The 19,331-nt window shown below is 39.2% G+C and carries 19 protein-coding genes; 15 read left to right on the top strand and 4 right to left on the bottom strand.

The features are described 5' to 3' along the window. Nucleotides 1-4 precede the first annotated feature (4 nt). Nucleotides 5-1,009, bottom strand: coding sequence for a hypothetical protein (locus AC1ECF_RS12240; RefSeq protein ID WP_480389708.1), 1,005 nt, complete (start codon nucleotides 1,007-1,009; stop codon nucleotides 5-7). A gap of 103 nt (nucleotides 1,010-1,112) precedes the next feature. On the opposite strand from AC1ECF_RS12240, the gene AC1ECF_RS12235 reads away from it, so the two are divergent. The 7 genes from AC1ECF_RS12235 (at nucleotide 1,113) to AC1ECF_RS12205 (ending at nucleotide 6,792) form a co-directional block, all read left to right on the top strand. Next, entirely contained in the window at nucleotides 1,113-1,877 is a 765-nt protein-coding gene (locus tag AC1ECF_RS12235) for an NAD-dependent epimerase/dehydratase family protein (RefSeq protein ID WP_480389707.1), read from the top strand. A gap of 109 nt (nucleotides 1,878-1,986) precedes the next feature. Continuing rightward, nucleotides 1,987-2,553 (top strand): NADPH-dependent FMN reductase, encoded by a 567-nt coding sequence (locus AC1ECF_RS12230; RefSeq protein WP_480389706.1) that lies wholly within the window; start codon nucleotides 1,987-1,989, stop codon nucleotides 2,551-2,553. A gap of 172 nt (nucleotides 2,554-2,725) precedes the next feature. Continuing rightward, nucleotides 2,726-3,019 carry a GRAM domain-containing protein gene (locus AC1ECF_RS12225; protein WP_480389705.1) on the top strand — a complete coding sequence of 98 codons (294 nt, stop codon included), beginning with the start codon at nucleotides 2,726-2,728 and terminating at the stop codon, nucleotides 3,017-3,019. 114 nt (nucleotides 3,020-3,133) lie between these two features. Further along, nucleotides 3,134-3,451 carry a hypothetical protein gene (locus AC1ECF_RS12220; protein ID WP_480389704.1) on the top strand — a complete coding sequence of 106 codons (318 nt, stop codon included), beginning with the start codon at nucleotides 3,134-3,136 and terminating at the stop codon, nucleotides 3,449-3,451. Between the two features lie 126 nt (nucleotides 3,452-3,577). Then, nucleotides 3,578-4,096 carry a sigma-70 family RNA polymerase sigma factor gene (locus AC1ECF_RS12215; protein ID WP_480389703.1) on the top strand — a complete coding sequence of 173 codons (519 nt, stop codon included), beginning with the start codon at nucleotides 3,578-3,580 and terminating at the stop codon, nucleotides 4,094-4,096. Then, a complete protein-coding gene (locus AC1ECF_RS12210; RefSeq protein ID WP_480389702.1) occupies nucleotides 4,089-5,387 on the top strand; it encodes a DUF4179 domain-containing protein in 1,299 nt (432 codons plus the stop codon). The genes AC1ECF_RS12215 and AC1ECF_RS12210 overlap by 8 nt, the downstream gene beginning before the upstream one ends. 106 nt (nucleotides 5,388-5,493) lie before the next feature. Then, entirely contained in the window at nucleotides 5,494-6,792 is a 1,299-nt protein-coding gene (locus tag AC1ECF_RS12205; RefSeq protein ID WP_480389701.1) for an arsenic transporter, read from the top strand. A gap of 14 nt (nucleotides 6,793-6,806) precedes the next feature. Here the strand turns inward: AC1ECF_RS12205 and AC1ECF_RS12200 are convergent, their stop codons facing one another. Together AC1ECF_RS12200 and AC1ECF_RS12195 are read right to left on the bottom strand one after the other, a co-directional pair. Continuing rightward, complete coding sequence (locus AC1ECF_RS12200) at nucleotides 6,807-7,874, bottom strand: mechanosensitive ion channel family protein (RefSeq protein WP_480389700.1); 1,068 nt, start codon at nucleotides 7,872-7,874, stop codon at nucleotides 6,807-6,809. 65 nt (nucleotides 7,875-7,939) lie between these two features. Next, nucleotides 7,940-8,500, bottom strand: coding sequence for a TetR-like C-terminal domain-containing protein (locus AC1ECF_RS12195; RefSeq protein WP_480389699.1), 561 nt, complete (start codon nucleotides 8,498-8,500; stop codon nucleotides 7,940-7,942). Nucleotides 8,501-8,651: 151 nt separating this feature from the next. Here AC1ECF_RS12195 and AC1ECF_RS12190 point away from each other — a divergent pair, with 151 nt between their 5' ends. The 5 genes from AC1ECF_RS12190 (at nucleotide 8,652) to AC1ECF_RS12170 (ending at nucleotide 13,564) form a co-directional block, all read left to right on the top strand. After that, nucleotides 8,652-9,410 carry an SDR family oxidoreductase gene (locus AC1ECF_RS12190; RefSeq protein ID WP_480389698.1) on the top strand — a complete coding sequence of 253 codons (759 nt, stop codon included), beginning with the start codon at nucleotides 8,652-8,654 and terminating at the stop codon, nucleotides 9,408-9,410. Nucleotides 9,411-9,977: 567 nt separating this feature from the next. Then, on the top strand, nucleotides 9,978-10,697 hold the full coding sequence (locus AC1ECF_RS12185) for a PspA/IM30 family protein (RefSeq protein ID WP_480389697.1): 720 nt from the start codon (nucleotides 9,978-9,980) through the stop codon (nucleotides 10,695-10,697). Nucleotides 10,698-10,757: 60 nt separating this feature from the next. Further along, nucleotides 10,758-11,786 (top strand): TFIIB-type zinc ribbon-containing protein, encoded by a 1,029-nt coding sequence (locus tag AC1ECF_RS12180; RefSeq protein WP_480389696.1) that lies wholly within the window; start codon nucleotides 10,758-10,760, stop codon nucleotides 11,784-11,786. Beyond that, nucleotides 11,780-12,538: a TPM domain-containing protein gene (locus AC1ECF_RS12175; protein ID WP_480389695.1), complete on the top strand. Its 759-nt coding sequence runs from the start codon at nucleotides 11,780-11,782 to the stop codon at nucleotides 12,536-12,538. Before AC1ECF_RS12180 ends, AC1ECF_RS12175 begins: the two co-directional genes overlap by 7 nt. A 36-nt stretch (nucleotides 12,539-12,574) precedes the next feature. After that, on the top strand, nucleotides 12,575-13,564 hold the full coding sequence (locus tag AC1ECF_RS12170; protein ID WP_480389694.1) for an SPFH domain-containing protein: 990 nt from the start codon (nucleotides 12,575-12,577) through the stop codon (nucleotides 13,562-13,564). A gap of 109 nt (nucleotides 13,565-13,673) precedes the next feature. Here the strand turns inward: AC1ECF_RS12170 and AC1ECF_RS12165 are convergent, their stop codons facing one another. Then, nucleotides 13,674-15,869: a DNA topoisomerase III gene (locus AC1ECF_RS12165; RefSeq protein ID WP_480389693.1), complete on the bottom strand. Its 2,196-nt coding sequence runs from the start codon at nucleotides 15,867-15,869 to the stop codon at nucleotides 13,674-13,676. A gap of 211 nt (nucleotides 15,870-16,080) precedes the next feature. Between AC1ECF_RS12165 and AC1ECF_RS12160 the strand changes: the two genes are divergently transcribed. The 3 genes from AC1ECF_RS12160 to AC1ECF_RS12150 all read left to right on the top strand — a co-directional run bounded on the left by AC1ECF_RS12160 (nucleotide 16,081) and on the right by AC1ECF_RS12150 (nucleotide 19,168). Continuing rightward, nucleotides 16,081-16,761 (top strand): response regulator transcription factor, encoded by a 681-nt coding sequence (locus AC1ECF_RS12160; protein WP_480389692.1) that lies wholly within the window; start codon nucleotides 16,081-16,083, stop codon nucleotides 16,759-16,761. Continuing rightward, a complete protein-coding gene (locus tag AC1ECF_RS12155; RefSeq protein ID WP_480389691.1) occupies nucleotides 16,745-18,163 on the top strand; it encodes a sensor histidine kinase in 1,419 nt (472 codons plus the stop codon). Before AC1ECF_RS12160 ends, AC1ECF_RS12155 begins: the two co-directional genes overlap by 17 nt. Nucleotides 18,164-18,295: 132 nt before the next feature. Continuing rightward, nucleotides 18,296-19,168 carry a peptidylprolyl isomerase gene (locus AC1ECF_RS12150; RefSeq protein ID WP_480389690.1) on the top strand — a complete coding sequence of 291 codons (873 nt, stop codon included), beginning with the start codon at nucleotides 18,296-18,298 and terminating at the stop codon, nucleotides 19,166-19,168. Nucleotides 19,169-19,331 lie beyond the last annotated feature (163 nt).

Genomic DNA, 19,331 nt, shown 5'->3' with positions numbered 1-19,331 from the left:
GTACTTAATGGACAATTTCTTCTCCTGCTTTTTTTGTCTCGATGGCTTGATGAATACTATTTACTACCTCTTCCAGATTCCCGCTAAAGTCAAAATGCTTTTGACGGAGCTTATAAGCGTTTCTTCTATTTTCATGGAGGATAATCTCCATCACGGCGTTTTGTAAATAAGATTGTTTAATTTTCCTGCCCAGCCCAAGGTTTGCAAAGCCATTAGCCTCCACTGGGAAGCCGTAATTTACTTCCTCCTCATGCGCGCATAGGACGATGCAAGGAATCTGAAATTGAGAAACTAGATAAGGGAAATAAGAGCCTGAGCTTATCACAATATCGCTAGAAGGTAAAAATGCTTCCGGCTCGTTTGTGGATATAATGTTAATGGATTTTCTAGTGAGGGCAAAGCGTTTTAATTCAAATATATCATGCTTATACTGTTCATCTACTAATACACTGATTCGCAAAGGAATATGTAGCTGTACAAGATGTCTGAGCGTTCGATATGTTAAATTCTCTGGATCCTCACTTGGAAAAGCTACCACAATATGCGGTGGCACTTCTATCGTGCTATTATTCTTGTAGACTATCTTATCATTAGGTATATAGCCGGTCGGACCGTATACGTAATTTTCCTTTGAAAGTTCCTTGGGGCTTTCAAATAAGGATTGAAAGACTATGTCTGCTAAAATGCCACCTTCTCCATGATCGTCAAAGTGAATGTAGGTACAATCTGTTTTTCTTATACGCGTTAGAAAATCTTTTTCAGAGTTACCACAGTCATGAATGATACAGTCTGGGTCAAATGAATGAATCTCGTTTATTAGTTGGTTGTTCGTATGATAAACAGAAGGGATTATCTGTTTTCTTTCAAGATATTGAATAAGGCTTGTATTGCTGTTAGGCACAAATAGTTTAGATTCTTTCATATTCAGTGCTGGGATTAATAAACTTGCCCGCACAGCGGGATATAATCCACGATGTGGAAATGTATTTAAAAGATAGGCTAGTTTCATGTTTCATCATCTTCCTTTCCGACATATTCTTTTTATTGTATGGGTGTGGACAGGGGTATATGACAACAGATTAGAGGAAAGAGCAAAAGGGGGAGAAAGAAATATGGGAAAGAGATCGGCGATTATCGTTGGTGCCACTGGTCTAACAGGGAGCTTTTTGGTAAAGGAGCTTTGTGAAAGTGAGGAGTACGTGGCTGTATCGGTTATAGCTAGAAGACAGTTGGAATATACACATCCTAAGCTAGAGGTAAAAATACGGGACTTCGATAAGTTAGAAGAAGATGACTTGGATATTGCAGATGATCTATTTTGCTGTCTTGGGACGACAATAAAGAAAGCCAAGACACGAGAAAATTTTGAAAAGGTGGATTTAGCATATCCGCTTCAAATTGCATCGTTAGCAAAGAAACGTGGTATTCCAAATTTTTATGTGATTTCCGCTGTTGGAGCGAGCAAAAAATCATTAGCCTTTTATAGCAGGGTCAAAGGAAGGATGGAAGAGGAGCTGATTGCTCTTCATCTACCTCATTTAGCGATTTTTAGACCAACACTGATAACAGGTGAGCGAGGAGAATTCCGCTTAGGCGAAAAAGTATCCGAGGGCCTTTTCCGAATACTCAATCCTATCCTCCTGGGACCCCTCAAGAAAGCACGGTCTATTGAAGGAGAACAGCTTGCATATGCAATGTATCACTACGCGCTTCATGGCAAAAAGAAGAAGGTTGTATACTATAGAAGCATCGATATCCTAAATGCTAAAACGATGAAAGAGAAGGAAGAGGAGCCTATTCCTCGTGAAGAGCTATTTAACTGGGAAAAGCGAAAGGATATTTTTGTCGAAGAGGAAAAAAACAAGGAGAAAAAATAAACGGAGTGACCTTTCAGTCTAAAGAATGAACTTTTACAAATTGTGGACTTTTTTCTATTAGGGCACAGTTTTTTTGATATAATAAGGTTCGGATAAAGGAGGTTCTGTTATGAAAATTCTATTAGTAGACGGAACAATTATCGGGACAAAAACAGGGGTTATCTTAGACCAATTGAAACAATATATAGAAGAAATAAATACAGAGCATTCACTAGAAATTATAAAGCTTTCGAATTATGAGCACCAGTTCGTAGATGGTCGTCCTTTTCAGGAATATAACGATGATATGAAATTGCTTGTGAGTAAGTTTGACCGTGCAGATGGCTTTGTGATAGCAACACCAATCTTCCAAGGATCAATTCCTGGGGTTTTAAAGAATACGTTTGACTTCTTACACCCTAAGTCTATGCGTTATAAGCCTGTTTCTATCGTAGCTCATGGTGGGACGTATCAGCACCATTTAGTGGTAGAAAATCAGTTAAAGCCAATTCTAGACTACTTTAAATGCTTGGTTACACCAAACTATGTCTATACACATGGCAGCCACTATGACGAAAACAATGTCATCATTGATGAGGATGTGCACAACCGTTTGAAGGAGCTTGCACGTGTATTTGTTCAATATGTGGAGATGAGCAAGGAGCTTACAAAAGAGGCGACTACTCGAATTCAATAAGTAAAATTTAGGCACTGCATGATTGCAGTGTTTTTTTATTTGTCCTATAAGAAATACGGATACTCCATAATATGTTAATATAGGATAATTATCGAGAATTAATCTTGGGGTTGTAGTCATTCAGTTACTAATTATAAGTAAATGGATCCTTATGGAAGGGGGGAGAGTAACAATGACAGAAAGGGTATACTTTCACATCCCTGCAAATTTGTTGGATGGTGCTGCAATTGGAGGCAAGCTGAAAATAACTGACAGTGAGCTAATTTTCACTCCTCATATAGTTAATATACAAAGGGAATCTATAAAGATTAACATTGGGGAAATGAAAGAAGTGCAAAAAAGCAACAGCCTATTTATTGTTCCAAATAGTATGACCATCACTGGAAAGAATGAGAAAAAGTATAAATTTGTAGTGAATGAGCGAGACAGATTAATAGACCACTTAAATCAAGCGATTAGTGAGTAGATGTAAGAGTGTTTTTACGGGGAAAATTTTTGTCATCGTGAGATTCTATGTTTAATTTCGAGTTAAGTGGTTGCTATGTAATTATGCGGGGGATGAAAGGGTGAATTTTAAAAAATGAATCTGGTTATAGAAAAGGATAAAAGAGGGAACAAGCTATTAAGAATACTTTTGTATGCAATTTACATTGTATTAATCGTGGGAGCCATCCAATTTTTCTTTAATAAAAACCATTCCGATGACCACTATGGGACCATATCATTGTTAGCATTTTGGGTGCTACGGAGTTTGCATGAAATGTTGCTCTCTTTTTGGGGTGGAGACAAAAAATATGTAGCTTTTCATTTCTTGCTTGCAATGGTGGCATGGACCTTCTTGATTTATGTAGCGTTTTTTAACGCTAAAACCGAAATCGCTCATTCTAGGGATTGTTAGTCACTCAATTTGGAAATTGTATAACGGAAAGCTATAAATGCGTCCACTTTTGAAAAAAATTATTTTCAAATGAACTTTTTTCCGATTTCTGTGTCTAATAGTTAAACAAACAAAAGGGGTGTACCGGTGGAAGAGCGAGAGATTGCAAGTAAGGCAATAAAAAGAGACGAGCAGGCTTTCTTGCAATTAATGCAGGTTCATAAAGCTGCTCTTTACCGAACTGCATATGCATTTTTCCGAAACGAACATGAGTCGGTGGAAGCGATGCAGGAGGTAACGTTTAGAGCCTATCAAAAAATTCATACGGTCAGGGAACCGCAGTATGTAAAGACCTGGCTAGTTCGTATCATGATTAATTATTGCCAAGATCAGCTGAAAAAGAATAAGCGATATATATCTAATGAAGTTCTGCAGGAGTTAGGGTACAGCGAAGAGGGCCTATCCTTAGAAATAGAAGAAGCTATTTCTTCTTTATCTCCCTCGGAGCAGCAGCTCATTCATCTAAAATACTTTCAAAATACAAAAATTAAAGAGATAGCGGTAATAGAAAAAATTCCTGAGGGAACCGTAAAATCCAGATTAAACAAGGCTTTAAAATCCTTAAGGGGCTTTCTATCAGAGAAGGGGGGAGCGGGTCATGTTTGAAAAGGAAGAGAAATTGCTAAATGAATCGAAGGAACGGCTTGAGCGAATACCAGTCCCAGATGAGCTGGTAACTGCCGCTATCCAAGAGGGTTATGTAAAGGCACGTCATAAAAAGAGAAAGCGCCAAAGAATCAGCTGGGCAGTCTCTATAGCTGCAGTCCTTATGCTTACCTTTGTGACCTCTATAAGAGTTTCTCCGGCCTTTGCAAGTGCTGTTGCTACTATCCCTTGGCTGGAGCCATTTGTGGAAATGATTCAGTTAGATAAAGGCTTAGAAGAGGCAATCGAAAATGAATACTATGAAACGATGGGAATTAGCCAATCAAAGGACGGCTATACGTTTACGCTAGATGGGGTAATCGTGGATGAAACAGGTGCAGAGATTTTTTATTCATTGAAGGAGCCAGAAGGTGAAGGAACAAGTAACTTGGAGAAAATCATGTTTAAGAACGGTTCGGAGGATTTATTGAAAACCTCTAGCTATGGGTACGATCATCGCGCGGAAGAAAATAGTTCAAATAAGATTAGTGTGAACTTTAAAGAAGAGAAAAATTTAGCCTCCAAAGAGTTTACCTTAGATATAACATTAGATAATGCTAAGCAAACAAACTTTACTATTCCATTTACTTTAAAAAATGATATTAAAGAGGGGAAAGTCTATGCAATAAACGAAGAGGTTGAAATCGACGGTCAAAAAATAAAAATAAAAGAAGTGACAGTTAACCCGCTTCGCGTCGGGATCACAATACAAATCAATCCGCAAAACGACATGGAAATATTGACTATTGAAAATATGAGGCTAGAGGATGAGAATGGAGAGATTTGGGGCTCCATACGAAATGGGGTAACTGCTTTTGGTGGCTCACAAGATAAAGAAAGAACGTTCTTTTTACAAAGTAACTATTTTAGAGAGCCAAAGGAGCTATATCTAAAAATTGATAAGGTGCAGGCTTTGCCTAAGGAGGAAAGTTATTTATTGGTTGACCTCGAAAAGCAAGAAGTGTTAAATAAAATGGTGAATGATAAGGTAGAGATTTTAAAAGTTACTTCCAATGAATTAGAGTATCAAATTAATTCTACGGAGGATTTTAACTACACTTTGTTTTCCTCAGGAATAGATGCTCAAGGAAATACGGTGGATGATACATCGTCGTCAACAGTTTACAAGGATGATTATGTAACTGTTGGAACAATTTATTTTGAAACCCAGAATATTGTGAATCCAATTAAGCTGCCTTTTAGCTTTTATCCAAATTATTTAGAGGGTTCGGCTTCTATTAGAATTAAATAACAAGAAAGGCTGCCTGTTCAGGTGGCTTTTTTGTTTGTATAGCATTTACTAACTCGCCGTTACCCCTTATAGTTATAGTGTTTGATACATCAATGGAGGTAATCATGTGGGTTCTACTTTTTTAGCAATAATTATTTTTATTATCACCCTAGCACTCGTCATCTTACAGCCTAGAAAACTTGGTATCGGTTGGTCTGCATGTGGAGGAGCTATTGTTGCACTTTTAGTGGGAGTGGTAGATTTTCAAGATGTACTAGATGTAACGAGCATTGTATGGAATGCCACCCTTGCATTTATTGGGATAATCATTATCTCTCTCATACTAGACGACATTGGATTTTTTGAATGGGCTGCTTTACATGTGGCACGAATGGCAAAGGGAAATGGCCTTCGCATGTTTATATATGTGACGGTGCTTGGTGCTATCGTTTCTGCGTTATTTGCCAATGATGGTGCAGCATTGATCCTAACTCCTATCGTGTTAGCGATGGTTCGGAATTTGAATTTTACGGAGAAGATGATTTTTCCGTTTATTATAGCGAGTGGGTTTATTGCAGATACTACTTCTCTTCCATTCGTCATTAGTAATCTGGTGAACATCGTGTCCGCAGACTTCTTTGGGATTGGTTTTGTAGAATATGCTTCAAGAATGATTGTGCCGAATTTCTTCTCCTTGGGAGCAAGTATCTTGGTTCTTTACTTATTGTTCCGAAAAAGCATCCCGAAAAACTATGATGCAACAAAAGTGAAGGCACCAATGGAAGCAGTTAGAGACCGAAAGCTATTCAAATTATCCTGGTACATCTTAGCTGTCTTACTAGTTGGCTATTTCTCCAGTGAATATATCGGTGTACCTGTTTCCTTTATTGTTGGGATTATTGCTATTTTCTTTGTCCTAGTGGCTAGAAGAAGTCCGGCGATCGAAACGACGAAAATAGTAAAGGGAGCACCGTGGAATATTGTGTTCTTCTCCATAGGGATGTATGTAGTAGTCTATGGATTACAAAATGCTGGATTGACTTCGCTTCTTGCCAAGGTTATTCAAGCAGCTGCAGACCAAGGCTTATTTGCAGGAACTATGGCAATGGGCTTTATCGCTGCAATTCTTTCCTCGGTGATGAATAATCTGCCTACTGTGATGATTGATGCGTTAGCCATTGCGGAGACTTCTACCACTGGGGTAATGAGAGAGGCTTTGATTTATGCGAATGTCATCGGCTCTGATTTAGGGCCAAAGATTACGCCAATCGGTTCTCTAGCAACACTATTGTGGCTGCACGTTTTATCATTAAAAGGAGTAAAGGTCTCCTGGGGGACTTACTTTAAAGTGGGCATCGTTCTGACCGTTCCAACACTCTTTATCACATTGCTTGGTTTATATATTTGGCTGGTTGTCATCACTTAAAAAAGACGTTGATGTTATTCAACGTCTTTTTCGCTTTCTATGTATACTTTTCGGCTTTGTACTGCAACTGAAACGTCAGCACGGTGAAGAATTTCTAGTATGTTAAAGTTAATATCCTCTTTTATTTCTAAGAACTCTGCCCAAACAGTTGTGTTCGTGAAGAAATAAAGGAAGATATCATAGCCATTGTCTTTAAACTGGTCGAACTTCACAAAGATTGTCTCAGGGTGTACTCCTGGATGGTGGCTGACAAGGTCTTTAATTTCGGAGACTACCTGTTTTAGTTGGCTAGGTGTAGTATCTTGAGAAACTCTGAGCGTAAAGTTAATCTGACGTTTTCCCATCTTGCTCCAATTGGTGATAGGACCGTTAGCAATCGTCGCATTAGGCATCGTTACTAGTGCTTGAGAAAAGGTTCGAATTCTTGTGCTTCGAAACGTGATTTCCTCTACTGTTCCTTCTACATCTGGGGTTAAGATCCAATCCCCTAAGGTAAAGGGCTTTTCGATAATAATGGTTAGTCCTCCTAATAAGTGAGAAAGCGCATCCTTTGCTGCGAAGGCAATTGCAACGCCACCTAGTCCAAGGCCTGCTACAAATGTACTGACGCTATATCCAAACTGATCAGCAATCATAGAGAAGGCAATTACTATGATAATGAATCTGATTGTTTTGGAAATGAATGGTATCAGCGCATCGTCGATTCCAAGATTATATCTGACCTTCATTTTATTGAATAACACGGACGTTTCGGCAGTTAAATTGTATACTCCCCAGGCAAGCAAAATAATATAAGATGAGCTAATAAGATTTGTGAAGAACTTGTTATGCTCATTAAAATAAGGAAAGAAATTAGCTGCCGCGTAAATCCCTGCGATGATAAAAAACCATTGAAACGGTTTTTCAAAGGAAAGAAAAACATTATTTAAGAAGTCGGTAGGCGTCTTCTTACTAAGTTTTAGAAATAAATTAAAAATATATTTGGTGAATAAACCTCTTAACACGAGGAAAATTAAGAAAATACCAATGGATATCCCCAGATTGATCCAAAAGGTATTTTCTAAGAATACTGTCCAATTCATTTATACAAACCTCCTAAAAAGCCATCTTAACAAAGATAGTTAAAGAATCTAAGCAATATGCCCTCCTAATTGAGTAATTTTGAAAAAGAAAGTAGATAAGTATTCAGTTCATTTACTGGAGTGGAAAAATCTTTCTGACTCCATTCTATAAGAATTCCCATAATAGCGTTGGTTTGATAGCTTGCAAGAAATTCTAGCTGCTCTGGCGGGAATTCATCTTTAATTTCACTAAAAGAGTTCAACATTAACGAACGCACGATAGAAAACAGCTTGTAATAATATTTAATAGGGGTAGAGCCGTCAAACATAATTCGATAGAAGTTTTCATACCTTTTTATATGATGAAAGATCTTAATCATATCGGCTTCTAATTCCTGGATATGAAAGTTTGTTTGATAATAGGGCTCTTCGTAAGATACTCGTAGATCTTCTACAATTTCTTCAAAATAGCTTTCCACTACTCCATGGACATCTCTGTAGTGTAAATAGAAAGTCCCTCTATTTATATTGGCATGTCTGCAGAGTTCGGCGATATTAATAGATTCTAGGGGCTTTTTCTTTAATAGAGTTAAGAGAGCATTTCGTAAGCTTTCTTGCGTTTTTAGAATGCGTAGATCTGTTTTCATATTTCCCTCCATAACTAATGAACAGTATCTATAAGTATGTCTAGTAATGAACAGTTTGATAGTTTTGTGTTGTTTGTATTCTTTCAACTTATCTAGTATAATTTTAATTGAACACATGTTCAATAAAATGTTCTCTTGAGGAGGCAAAACAATGAAATTACAAGACAAAGTAGCTATCGTAACAGGTGCCGCATCTGGTATGGGAAAAGCAATTGCAGAAGGTTATGCAGCAGAAGGTGCTAAGGTTGTCGTATCAGACATGAACCTGGAAGGTGCGAAAGCGGTTGCAGAAGCTATTACAGCAAATGGTGGAACAGCATTTGCAATAGACACAAACGTAACGAAAGACGAAGACTTAAACCGTTTATTTGATGAAACGATTAACACATACGGTAAATTAGATATTTTAGTAAACAACGCTGGTATTATGGATGGCATGGAACCAGTAAATGAAATTTCGGATGCACGCTGGGATATGATATTCGCAGTAAATACAACATCTGTTATGAAAACAATGCGTAAAGCGACAGACCTGTTCTTAGAGCAAGGTAGCGGTGTCATTGTCAACAATATCTCTGCTGGTGGACTTTATGGAGGCCGTGCTGGAGCAGCATACACAGCTTCTAAGCATGCAGTAGTTGGTTTAACAAAAAATACAGCATTCATGTTTGCTGACAAAGGAATCCGTTGTAACGGTATAGCTCCAGGAGCAGTAATGACGAACATTTCAGCTTCTATGACAAATATCAGTCAATACGGCGCTGGTAAACAACAACTTGGTATGGCATTGAACCCACGTGCTGGACAACCAGAAGAAATTGCGAAACTTGCAATTTTCTTAGGCTCAGACGATGCAAGCTTTATCAATGGTGTAGTAGTAACTGCTGATGGCGGCTGGACTACTTACTAATATAAGATTTAAACCACTGAAGGATTCCTTCAGTGGTTTTTTTCGTTTATGGGATGTTGCTTGGTGGGGATAGGCTACGGAGTTACTCTCGTTCGATGGGGTGTTACTCTCGGATAGAGAAGGTTTACTCTCGTTTAACCGGAGTTCTCTCTCGGATAGACCAACTTTATTCTCGTTCGGGCGATTTACTCTCGTTCGACCATATTTTATTCGCGGATAGCCAGAATTTACTCTCGGTTAAGAATGGTGGTGGGGCAAGGCCAATGTCCGCTAGGGTAAGTTGTGGCGTTACTCTCGTTCGATAGGAGGTTACTTTCGGATAGGGGAGGATTATTCTCGTTTAACCGGAGATATCTCTCGGATAGCCAAGATTTACTCTCGAATAATTCACGCTATATTTTTGTATAGGTGAAACCTTTAGGAGGATCCCTCGTATAACATGTATACCTTCTAAATGGAGGATTTTCTGTTGTGGTGCATCACTCAGATTTTATATTTAGAGACAATACAATTATAGTGTTAATAGGTAGTAAAAGTTAAAATCATTCGATAAAGGGAGAGTTTGCAATGGAAATTTTAAGAAGATTTCGCGATATTATGTCAAGCAATATTAATGCCTTATTAGATAAGGCTGAGGACCCTGAAAAAATGATCGATCAATATTTACGTGATTTAAATAAAGACCTAGGAAAAGTAAAATCCGAGACTGCAACCATTATGGCTGCTGAAAAACGTGCGACTCGTGAGCTTGAGGAGTGCCAAGCTGATATTACAAAGATGCAGAACTACGCAGTGAAGGCTCTAGAGGCGGGAAATGAAAATGATGCTAGAAAGTTCCTTAGCAAAAAAGCCGAGTACACGGCGAAGGAAGCTGATTTAAAAACAGCGAAGGAGCTTGCTTCTGCAAACACTGTACAGATGAGACAAATGCATGACAAGCTTGTTTCCGATATCGGAGAGCTGGAATCAAGAAGATCTATATTAAAAGGGAAAGCTTCTGTTGCTAAAACGCAAAAGAGGGTAAATGAATTTACTTCCTCTATGGGTGGAGCAAGTCGTTCTATGTCTGCTTTTGATAAGATGGAAGCTCGGATCAACCAGGAGCTTGATGAAGCAAATGCATTGGCGGAGCTAAATAAAGGAGCTGGAGAGGACATAAATGACCTGGCTGCCAAATATGATACGGATTCTAAGGTAGAGGATGAGCTTGCAGCGCTTAAAGCTCAAGTGAATGTAGATGATGAGCTGGAAGCACTGAAGGCTCAAGTCAATTCAAAAGAGCAATAGAACTATTTTTAGACTGCAACGGTTGTTGCAGTCTATTCAATAGAAAGGGAGAGAATGAGGATGATCATCCAATATAAATGTCCGAACTGTGGAGCTGATATGGAGTTTGACAGTACTTCAGGTATGTTATCCTGCCCGAGCTGTGGAAGAAAAGATAATATTGATACATTTTCTGAGGAGAATATAAAGGCAGCGTTCTCGGAGGATGAAGCGAAGCAGTATAATTGCAATAACTGTGGAGCGGTGGTCATTACAGATGCAGATACGACTGCTACCAGCTGCAGCTTTTGTGGTGCAGCGGTTGTACTTGGAGACAGGCTGACAGGAGAATTGGCTCCGGCCAAGGTTATTCCCTTTTCTATCAATAAGGAGCAGGCTATGGAGGCCTTTCGGAAATGGTGTAGAAATGGTCGACTAACGCCTAAAGGATTTATGTCTGCTGACAGGATAAAAGGGATTACGGGTATCTATGTGCCTTTTTGGATGTACGATTTGGACAGTTCAGCAAAGGTTAGTGCACTTGCTACAAGGGTGAGGACCTATACGAGAGGCGAATATATTTACACAGAAACAAAGTTTTATGATGTGTATCGAGATATTGACCTCAGCTATGTAAAGGTGCCGGTTGATGCATCTGAAAAATTGGATGATGTGTTAATGGATAAGCTGGAGCCGTTTGATTACAGCAACTTAAAAGATTTTAAAACTCCCTATTTAGCTGGATATATTGCGGAAAAATACAATTACACGGATGACGAGTTATTACCAAGGATCCAAGAAAAAGTAGAACCATACATAGACAACTACGTTAGATCTACGATAGCTGGCTACTCCTCCGTGAATTACAAGACAAAACAAATTCAGACGAATAAGAAGAATGCCTATTACGTTCTGCTGCCAATTTGGATGGTTTACTATGATTATGGTGACAAGGAGCACATTTTTGCGATGAATGGGCAAACTGGTAAGGTAGTAGGGAAGCCACCAATCAGTGGGGCGAAGGTCGCTGGCTGGTTTAGTGGTATTGCTGCAGCATCCTTTGTTGTACTGAAAGGAATTTCGCTTGCGATGGGAGGCGATTTGTGGTGAAAAAATATGCTATAACGCTGCTTACTTTTATTATTCTATTTATTCCCTTTGGGGCTACCAAGGCTTTAACGCCAGAACGCTATGTCTTTGATGATGCGGGAATATTATCTTCGCAAGAAGTAGAGCTGTTGGAGCAGCTTGCAAAGGAATATAGCGTTAAGAATGAGACTGATTTTATCATCATTACTAGAGATGGTGGACAACAATTACAGTCATACATGAGCGACTTTGCGGATGAATTTGCTGTAGGCTATGGAACTGAACCAAACGGTAGTGCAGCTATGGTTGGTATAGATGTGGATAAGGAAAATCGGGATGTTGTATTAATGGGTTTTGAGAAGGCTGAAGAATATCTAGATAATAATAGGATGGCTCAAATACAGGAGATGATAATTCCAGCTTTATCAGAGGGAAGGTATTATGATGCTTTCCAACAATTTATCCTAACTGCCGATGAATATATGCAGACCTTACCGGAATCCAATAATATCCTGCATAAGTGGTGGTTTCAAGTAGGGGCTGCCTTGCTTATTGCTTGTATAGTAGTCGGCTCTATGGTGTATAACTCTGGTGGAAGGGTAACAGTAAATAGCCATACCTATCTTAATCAAAACAATGTAAGAGTAAATAGTAAGAGAGATGTCTTTGTTAATCAGACTGTCACGAAAGTTCGTAAGCCTTCCAATAAAAGTGGTGGGGGAGGCGTAACAGGTGGTGGAAGATCGTTTAGTGGAAGCAGTGGGAAATTCTAATGCCTTCTTAAATGTGTAAGAGAAAGGAATGAGGAAATGTCTTTTTTTAGAGGTCAGTTTTCAGATGTAGTCGAGTGGAAAGAATTTAGAGAAGATATGATTTTTTGGAAATGGAATAACTCCGAGATTAAAAAAGGAAGTAAGCTGTTTATTCGTCCAGGTCAGGATGCGATATTCTTTAATAGCGGCCGTATTGAAGGGATATTTGAGAATGAGGGCGAGTATGATATTGAGTCTCAAATCATTCCTTTCCTTTCTACTTTAAAAGGATTTAGATTTGGGTTTAATAGTGGGATGCGTGTCGAGGTTCTCTTTGTTAATACAAAGGAATTTACAGTGAAGTGGGGAACGAGAAATCCTATTAATATCCCGACTCCACAGCTTCCAGGAGGCATGCCAATCCGTGCAAATGGAACCTTTAACTTTAAAATAAACGACTATGTGGCGCTAATTGACAGGGTTGCAGGAGTGAAAAACACCTATGTGGTGGAGGACGTAAAAATCCGAATTACGTCTATTCTGGATCAGCTACTTATGAAATGGATTAGCCGTGAAGGAAAGGATATGTTTAATTTACAAGCCAATGCTTCAGATATAGCTAAAGGTATTCAAGATGATTTAGATATGGAAATCATGGATCTCGGGATGAAGATTACGGGCTTCAACATAATGAGCTTTAATTATCCACAGGAAATCCAAGATATGATCACGAAAAATGCTTCTCATGGCATGATTGGTGATCTGTCTAAATATCAGCAGGTTTCGGTGACGGATGCGATGGCATCGGGTAAGCTTTCGGGCTCAGGTGCCGCTTCCGATATGGCTGGTATGATGATGGGGATGAATATGGCGAATGAAATGATGAAAAACATGAACCAATCTAATCCTTCGAATTCGTCCAGTAATCAACAATCAGGCCAAGCAAATCCACCAAGTGGAGGGCAAATGCCGAATTTCTGCCCGAACTGTGGACAAAAAACGACGGGTGCAAACTTCTGTCCGAACTGTGGACAAAAGTTGGTATAACAAAAAGAGTGTAGACGGAATAACATGTCTACACTCTTTATATTTTTTATGTCAGGAACGTGCTGATGCTGCATTTTAAGTATATCCAGCTCCAGCATTTGCGCTTTTCTTATTTGTCGTCTAGTTTTAAACCCTTTAGTAGCTCTGCAAATGCGTTATTCACAGGCTCTTCTTGTTGTTGCTGTTTCAAGTATTTTTGAACAGTACGTTTATCCACTTTTCCACTGCCTTCTTTTTTACGGCGAGCCTCAAAGGCAGATAATTTTTCGCGATGTCCACATTTACATGTGAAGATTTGGCCCTCGCCTTCACCTCGAAGCTCCATTTTCTTTTTACATTGTGGGCAGCGTGCGTTCGTCACACGTGCTACATTCTTACGGTGACCACATTCACGGTCCTGGCAGACAAGCATTTTGCCCTTTTTGCCGTTTACCTCAAGCATTGGTTTTCCACAGTCCGGGCAAGATTTAGTGGATATATTATCATGCTTATATTTTTTATCACTAGATTTAATATCTGCAACAATTTCCTTCGTGTGCTTCTTCATTTCATTAATAAAAACTTCTTTTTTCAGCTTTCCTTTTGCAATTAACTCTAGCTTTTGCTCCCATTCTGCCGTTGTAGCAGGTGATTTTAACTCATCTGGGACAAGGTCAAGCAGCTGGCGACCTTTAGAAGTAATATAGATATCCTTGCCACCACGCTTTTCAATTAAAAAGGAGTTAAATAACTTGTCTATAATGTCCGCTCTTGTAGCAACAGTCCCTAATCCCCCGGTAGACTTTAACGTTTCTGCTAGCTTCTTATCATTCGTTTCCATGTATTTCGTTGGATTCTCCATTGCTGACAGCAGCGTAGCCTCTGTAAAACGTGCAGGTGGCTTTGTTTGGCCAGAGGTTTGCATAATGAGCTTCGTCTTTAACACTTGTCCTTTTTCAATGCGTGGAAGGATTTGTTCCTTCACATCATCAGATGCATCGTCGTCATCAAAGCGGTTTTCATAAACCTCTTTCCAGCCTGCTTGAAGAATGGTTTTTCCTCTAGCAATGAATTTTTCTCCATTGATTGTAGCTTGTAATGTTAACTGTTCATATTCGTGAGGTGGGTAGAGAACTGCTAGGAATCTCTTTACTACTAGGTCATAAATTTTTCTCTCTTTGTCTGTGAAAGCGGAGAAATTGACATAGCCTTCTGTGGGAATAATTGCATGGTGATCTGAAACCTTGCTATCATCCACAAATGCTTTTGTTGCTTTAACTGGCTTAGCTAACAGCTTGTTGGCAAGCGTACGATATTCTCCAACAGCACATGCCTTTAAGCGCTCTGGAATTGTACTAACAATATCAGAAGAAAGGTATCTTGAGTCCGTTCTTGGATATGTCAGTACCTTATGCTGCTCGTAAAGCTTTTGCATGATGTTTAATGTTTCTTTCGCTGAGTATCCAAACATTTTATTCGCATCACGTTGCAGCTCGGTTAAATCATAGAGAGCAGGTGCATAGGATTTTTTCGCTTTTTTATCGATAGAAACGACTGTAGCGTCTTTCTTGCCAAGCCCTTTAACGATGTCGTCGACTTTCTCTTTGTTAAAGCTTCGGCTATTTCCATTCCCGTCCTGCCAGGTTAGCTTTAAGTCATTTTCTGTTTGTGCTTCAATTCCATAATACGTCTGAGGCTTAAAGTTTTTAATTTCATCCTCACGTGCAGCAACCATCGCGACAGTAGGGGTCTGAACACGTCCACAGTTCAGCTGGGCATTAAATCGCGTAGTAAGTGCTCGGGTAGCGTTTAAACCGATATACCAATCTGCTTCTGATCTAGCAACTGCGGAAGCATACAGATTTTCATATGCCTTACCTGGCTTTAGATTTTGAAAGCCGTCCTTAATTGCTTTGTCAGTGACTGAAGATATCCACAGACGTTTCACTGGCTTATTTATCTTTGCCTTTTCAATTATCCAGCGGGCAACAAGCTCTCCTTCACGTCCTGCGTCAGTCGCAATAATAATTTCATTTACATCTCCGCGAGTCAGCTGGCTCTTTACCGCGTTATATTGTTTCCCTGTTTGCTTCATCACAACTAATTTTAAGCGCTCTGGAAGCATAGGAAGGTCCTCTAAATTCCATGTTTTATATTTCACGTCGTAGGCTTCTGGGTCAGCTAAAGTAACTAGATGTCCAAGCGCCCAAGTGACGATATATTTATCTCCTTCTAAAAAACCGTTTCCTTTTTTCGTGCATTTTAGAACCCTAGCTATGTCACGAGCTACGGAAGGCTTTTCAGCAATTACAATACTTTTTGCCATCGATTAACATCCTTTCATCTTACCTTATGATAACTATAGCATATTGGCTTGTTTCGTTTATAAATCTTTGATTACTGATAATTTCACTCACCTGTATTCAGTAACAGAGAACAATATGTTACATACTGCTCGACATCATCCTGACATAATTGGATAGTATAATGGCGGGAAAACTATACTAACAATAAAAATAGAAGGATCGGATCAATAAATGGCAAAGATTTTGATTGTGGAGGACGAGTTTGCTATTAGTCAAGTGCTCAAGGCTTATTTAGAAAAGCATCAATTTGAAGTGATTCAATGCTTTTCAGGGGCAGATGCCATAGATACCTTTAATCAGGAAAACCCCAAACTAATACTTTTAGATGTGATGCTTCCTGGGAAAAGTGGGTGGACCATTCTAAAGGAGATACGTAAATATAGCGATTGCCCGATTATTATGCTGACTGCTCTGGGAGAGGTTCAGAATAGACTGGAGGGCTTTGAAAAGGGTGCAGATGATTATATTCCAAAACCATTTGATGGAGAGGAAGTAGTTGCTAGAGTGAGAGCAGTACTCAAACGTTCCCAAATGGAGGAGAGCTCTAAAAAGTCGTTTGGTTGCATGCAGGTTGACTTTGAAGGACATGCCGTTTACCTAGCAGGAAGACTAATTGATTTAACGCCTAGAGATTTATCCTTACTGTTATTTTTAGCAAGACATCCAAATAAAACATTTACTCGAGACCAGCTCATAGAGCATGTATGGGGCTGGGAGTATGAGGGAAGTGACCGAGCAGTGGATTTAGCAGTGAAAAGACTTCGCAAGGCATTAGCTGAATGGCCATCAGAAGATGGAGAAATTAGGACATTACGAGGATTGGGGTATCAGTTCCATGTCACGTCCTATTAAACGCGTTTCTCTTTTGGCTTACTGGACAAGGAGCTATGTATTAACTTTACTTATAGGATTACTACTTGTTTCTTTGATTTCTGCGTTGTGGATACGCCATACGACAATCGAGTATCGATTAGATATGATGGAATTTATGGCGGATGAGATGGTGCATCGGTTAACGCATGCAGACAATTCTTTTTCCGAGAGCATCATTCCTCCGGAGGGAATTAATCGAGAGCATTTCAGGTACCGAGAGATTGAGCCGATCATGTATTTAGTCAATATGGAAGGGAATATCGTATCAACGAATCGGCCTTTTCCCATAAGGAATCCAGGGATGTTTCAAGGACAGCTAGAGGATAATGAAGACACCCAAATTTTCACTTCTACGGAGGATCAACAGGACTATTATGTAGTGAAGAGAAAAGTGGAAATAGGCGAAAAGCAAATTGGCTGGGTGCTCATGGTGGAATCCAAGGATAGACTGACAAAGATTGATCGGGAATATGGGCAGCTTGCCATTTTAATTATCACGCTTGGAATACTGGGCTGGGGAGCTATTTATTTTCTATCAAGGAGACTATCTCGACCTATCAAACAAGTTGCAGTAGCTGCTCAGAAGGTACAAGATGGCGATTATGAGATAAACCTACCCGCTCATATAAAGGAAAAAGAGGTCTATGAATTGGTATCCTCCTTTAAAGAGATGACGAGTAGACTGGAACAGCTTGAAAAAACACGGACAGAGCTGTTAGCAGGGGTTACGCATGAATTAAAAACTCCTGTAACCGCGATAAACGGTCTGCTGCAAGCCATACAGGATGGTGTGGTAACCGGCAAGGAAGCAGAGGACTTTTTACAGTTGGCACTGAAAGAAACAACCAAAATGAAAACAATGGTTGGTGATTTACTAGCTTTTAATTCATTTGCAGTCGATGCAGTCCCTGTTCAACTAAACAGCTATTCTGTCAATCAAATCATTCAAGACGCTGTTTTACATTGGAACGCGGCACATGATAGGGAGCCGAAGCCAAAGATTGACCTGTTGATAAAGGATACCGAGGTACAAGCCGATCTTGTACGAGTGCAACAGATTATTAGTAATCTACTCACGAATGCAGAGCAGGCTGCCTCAGGTCCAGTGGCTATCTCCTTATTGCTTCAAGAAGCAGACTCCGTAGTTTCAGTTTTTATTAGAGATACAGGAAGTGGCATCCCAAAAGAAGAGCAAGCTTTTATATTTGAACGATTTTTCCGTGGAGAAAATAAAAAATACGCTATTCGAGGTCTTGGGCTCGGCTTGTCATTAAGCAAAATGATGGCTCAATCAATGGGGGGAGATCTTTTCTTAGTGGAAAGCTCTCCAGAAGGGACCTGCTTTGAGCTTCAGTTAAAGAAGGTAGAAGGGGAAAAGTAAATTCTTTTAACACCATGAACCAAGCGTTCATGGTTTTTATTGTTGGAAAAAATGGTGGTTTCCTTGACATCTTACTGACACATAGAAAGTTTATAGTGTGAATTGTAATAGATGATGGAAAGGAACTTAGAGATGAAGACAAATTTGAAAAGACAATTTGCCATGGTCGGGATAGCTATTACGGTGTTGGTGACTGGCTGTTCTAATGGTACTTCCTCAAGCGTAGCAACAGTAAACGGTGAAAAGATATCGCAGGATGAATTAAATGAAGCAATGCTGAGCCTTTATGGGAACGAAGTATTAAATACATTAATTTCAAATAAAGTAATCGAGCTTGAGGGAGAGAAAGAAAAGATAGAAGTGACAGAAGAGGAAATACAAGCCGAGCTGGATGAGTTAATCGAGATCTATGGAGGAGAAGAGTCCTTTCAAGCAATTATAGAATCTAATAATCTAAGCGAAGAAATGTTCCGTGAAGATATTCGAATTTATAAGCTAACCTCGAAATTGATGGAAAAGGAAATAGACATAACGGACGAAGATATTTCCACCTATTTTGAGGAAAACAAATCATCCTTTGACCAACAGGAGCAAGTAGAAGCAAGTCATATTTTGGTTGAGGACGAAGCGACTGCGAAAGAAATAAAACAAAAGCTTGATAATGGAGACGATTTTGCAGAGCTTGTAAAAGAATTTTCAACTGATGTGGCCTCTGCAGAAAGTGAAGGAGAGCTTGGATATTTTGCAAAAGGCGATATGGTAGAAGAATTTGAAACAGCAGCTTTCGGAATGGAGATAAACGAAATTAGTGACCCTGTTAAAACCGAATATGGATATCATATTATTAAGGTAACAGATAAGAAAGAAGCAAAAGAAGCTACTCTTGAAGAAGTGAAAGAGGAAGTAAGAGAAGTAATTCTCGAAAGTAGAATAAATGAGGAATATTCTTCTTGGCTAACTGCCCTTCTGGAGGAATATGAAATTGAAAACACGTTAGAAATATAATAATAATGGCCTCTCTGAGAAATCGGAGAGGTTTTTTATATGGTATTAGTTCGGCCAATAGAGTGTTAATGTTGAGAAATTTGGCGTTACATAAAGGAATCGAGATTAATATTTTTTGCCTACTTTGATTTTTGTCCTACTTTTTTGGGGAAGAGAAACTAAA

The organism is Psychrobacillus sp. Z3-81 (genome assembly GCF_056620325.1).
This window is presented reverse-complemented; position numbering and strand designations above follow the sequence as displayed.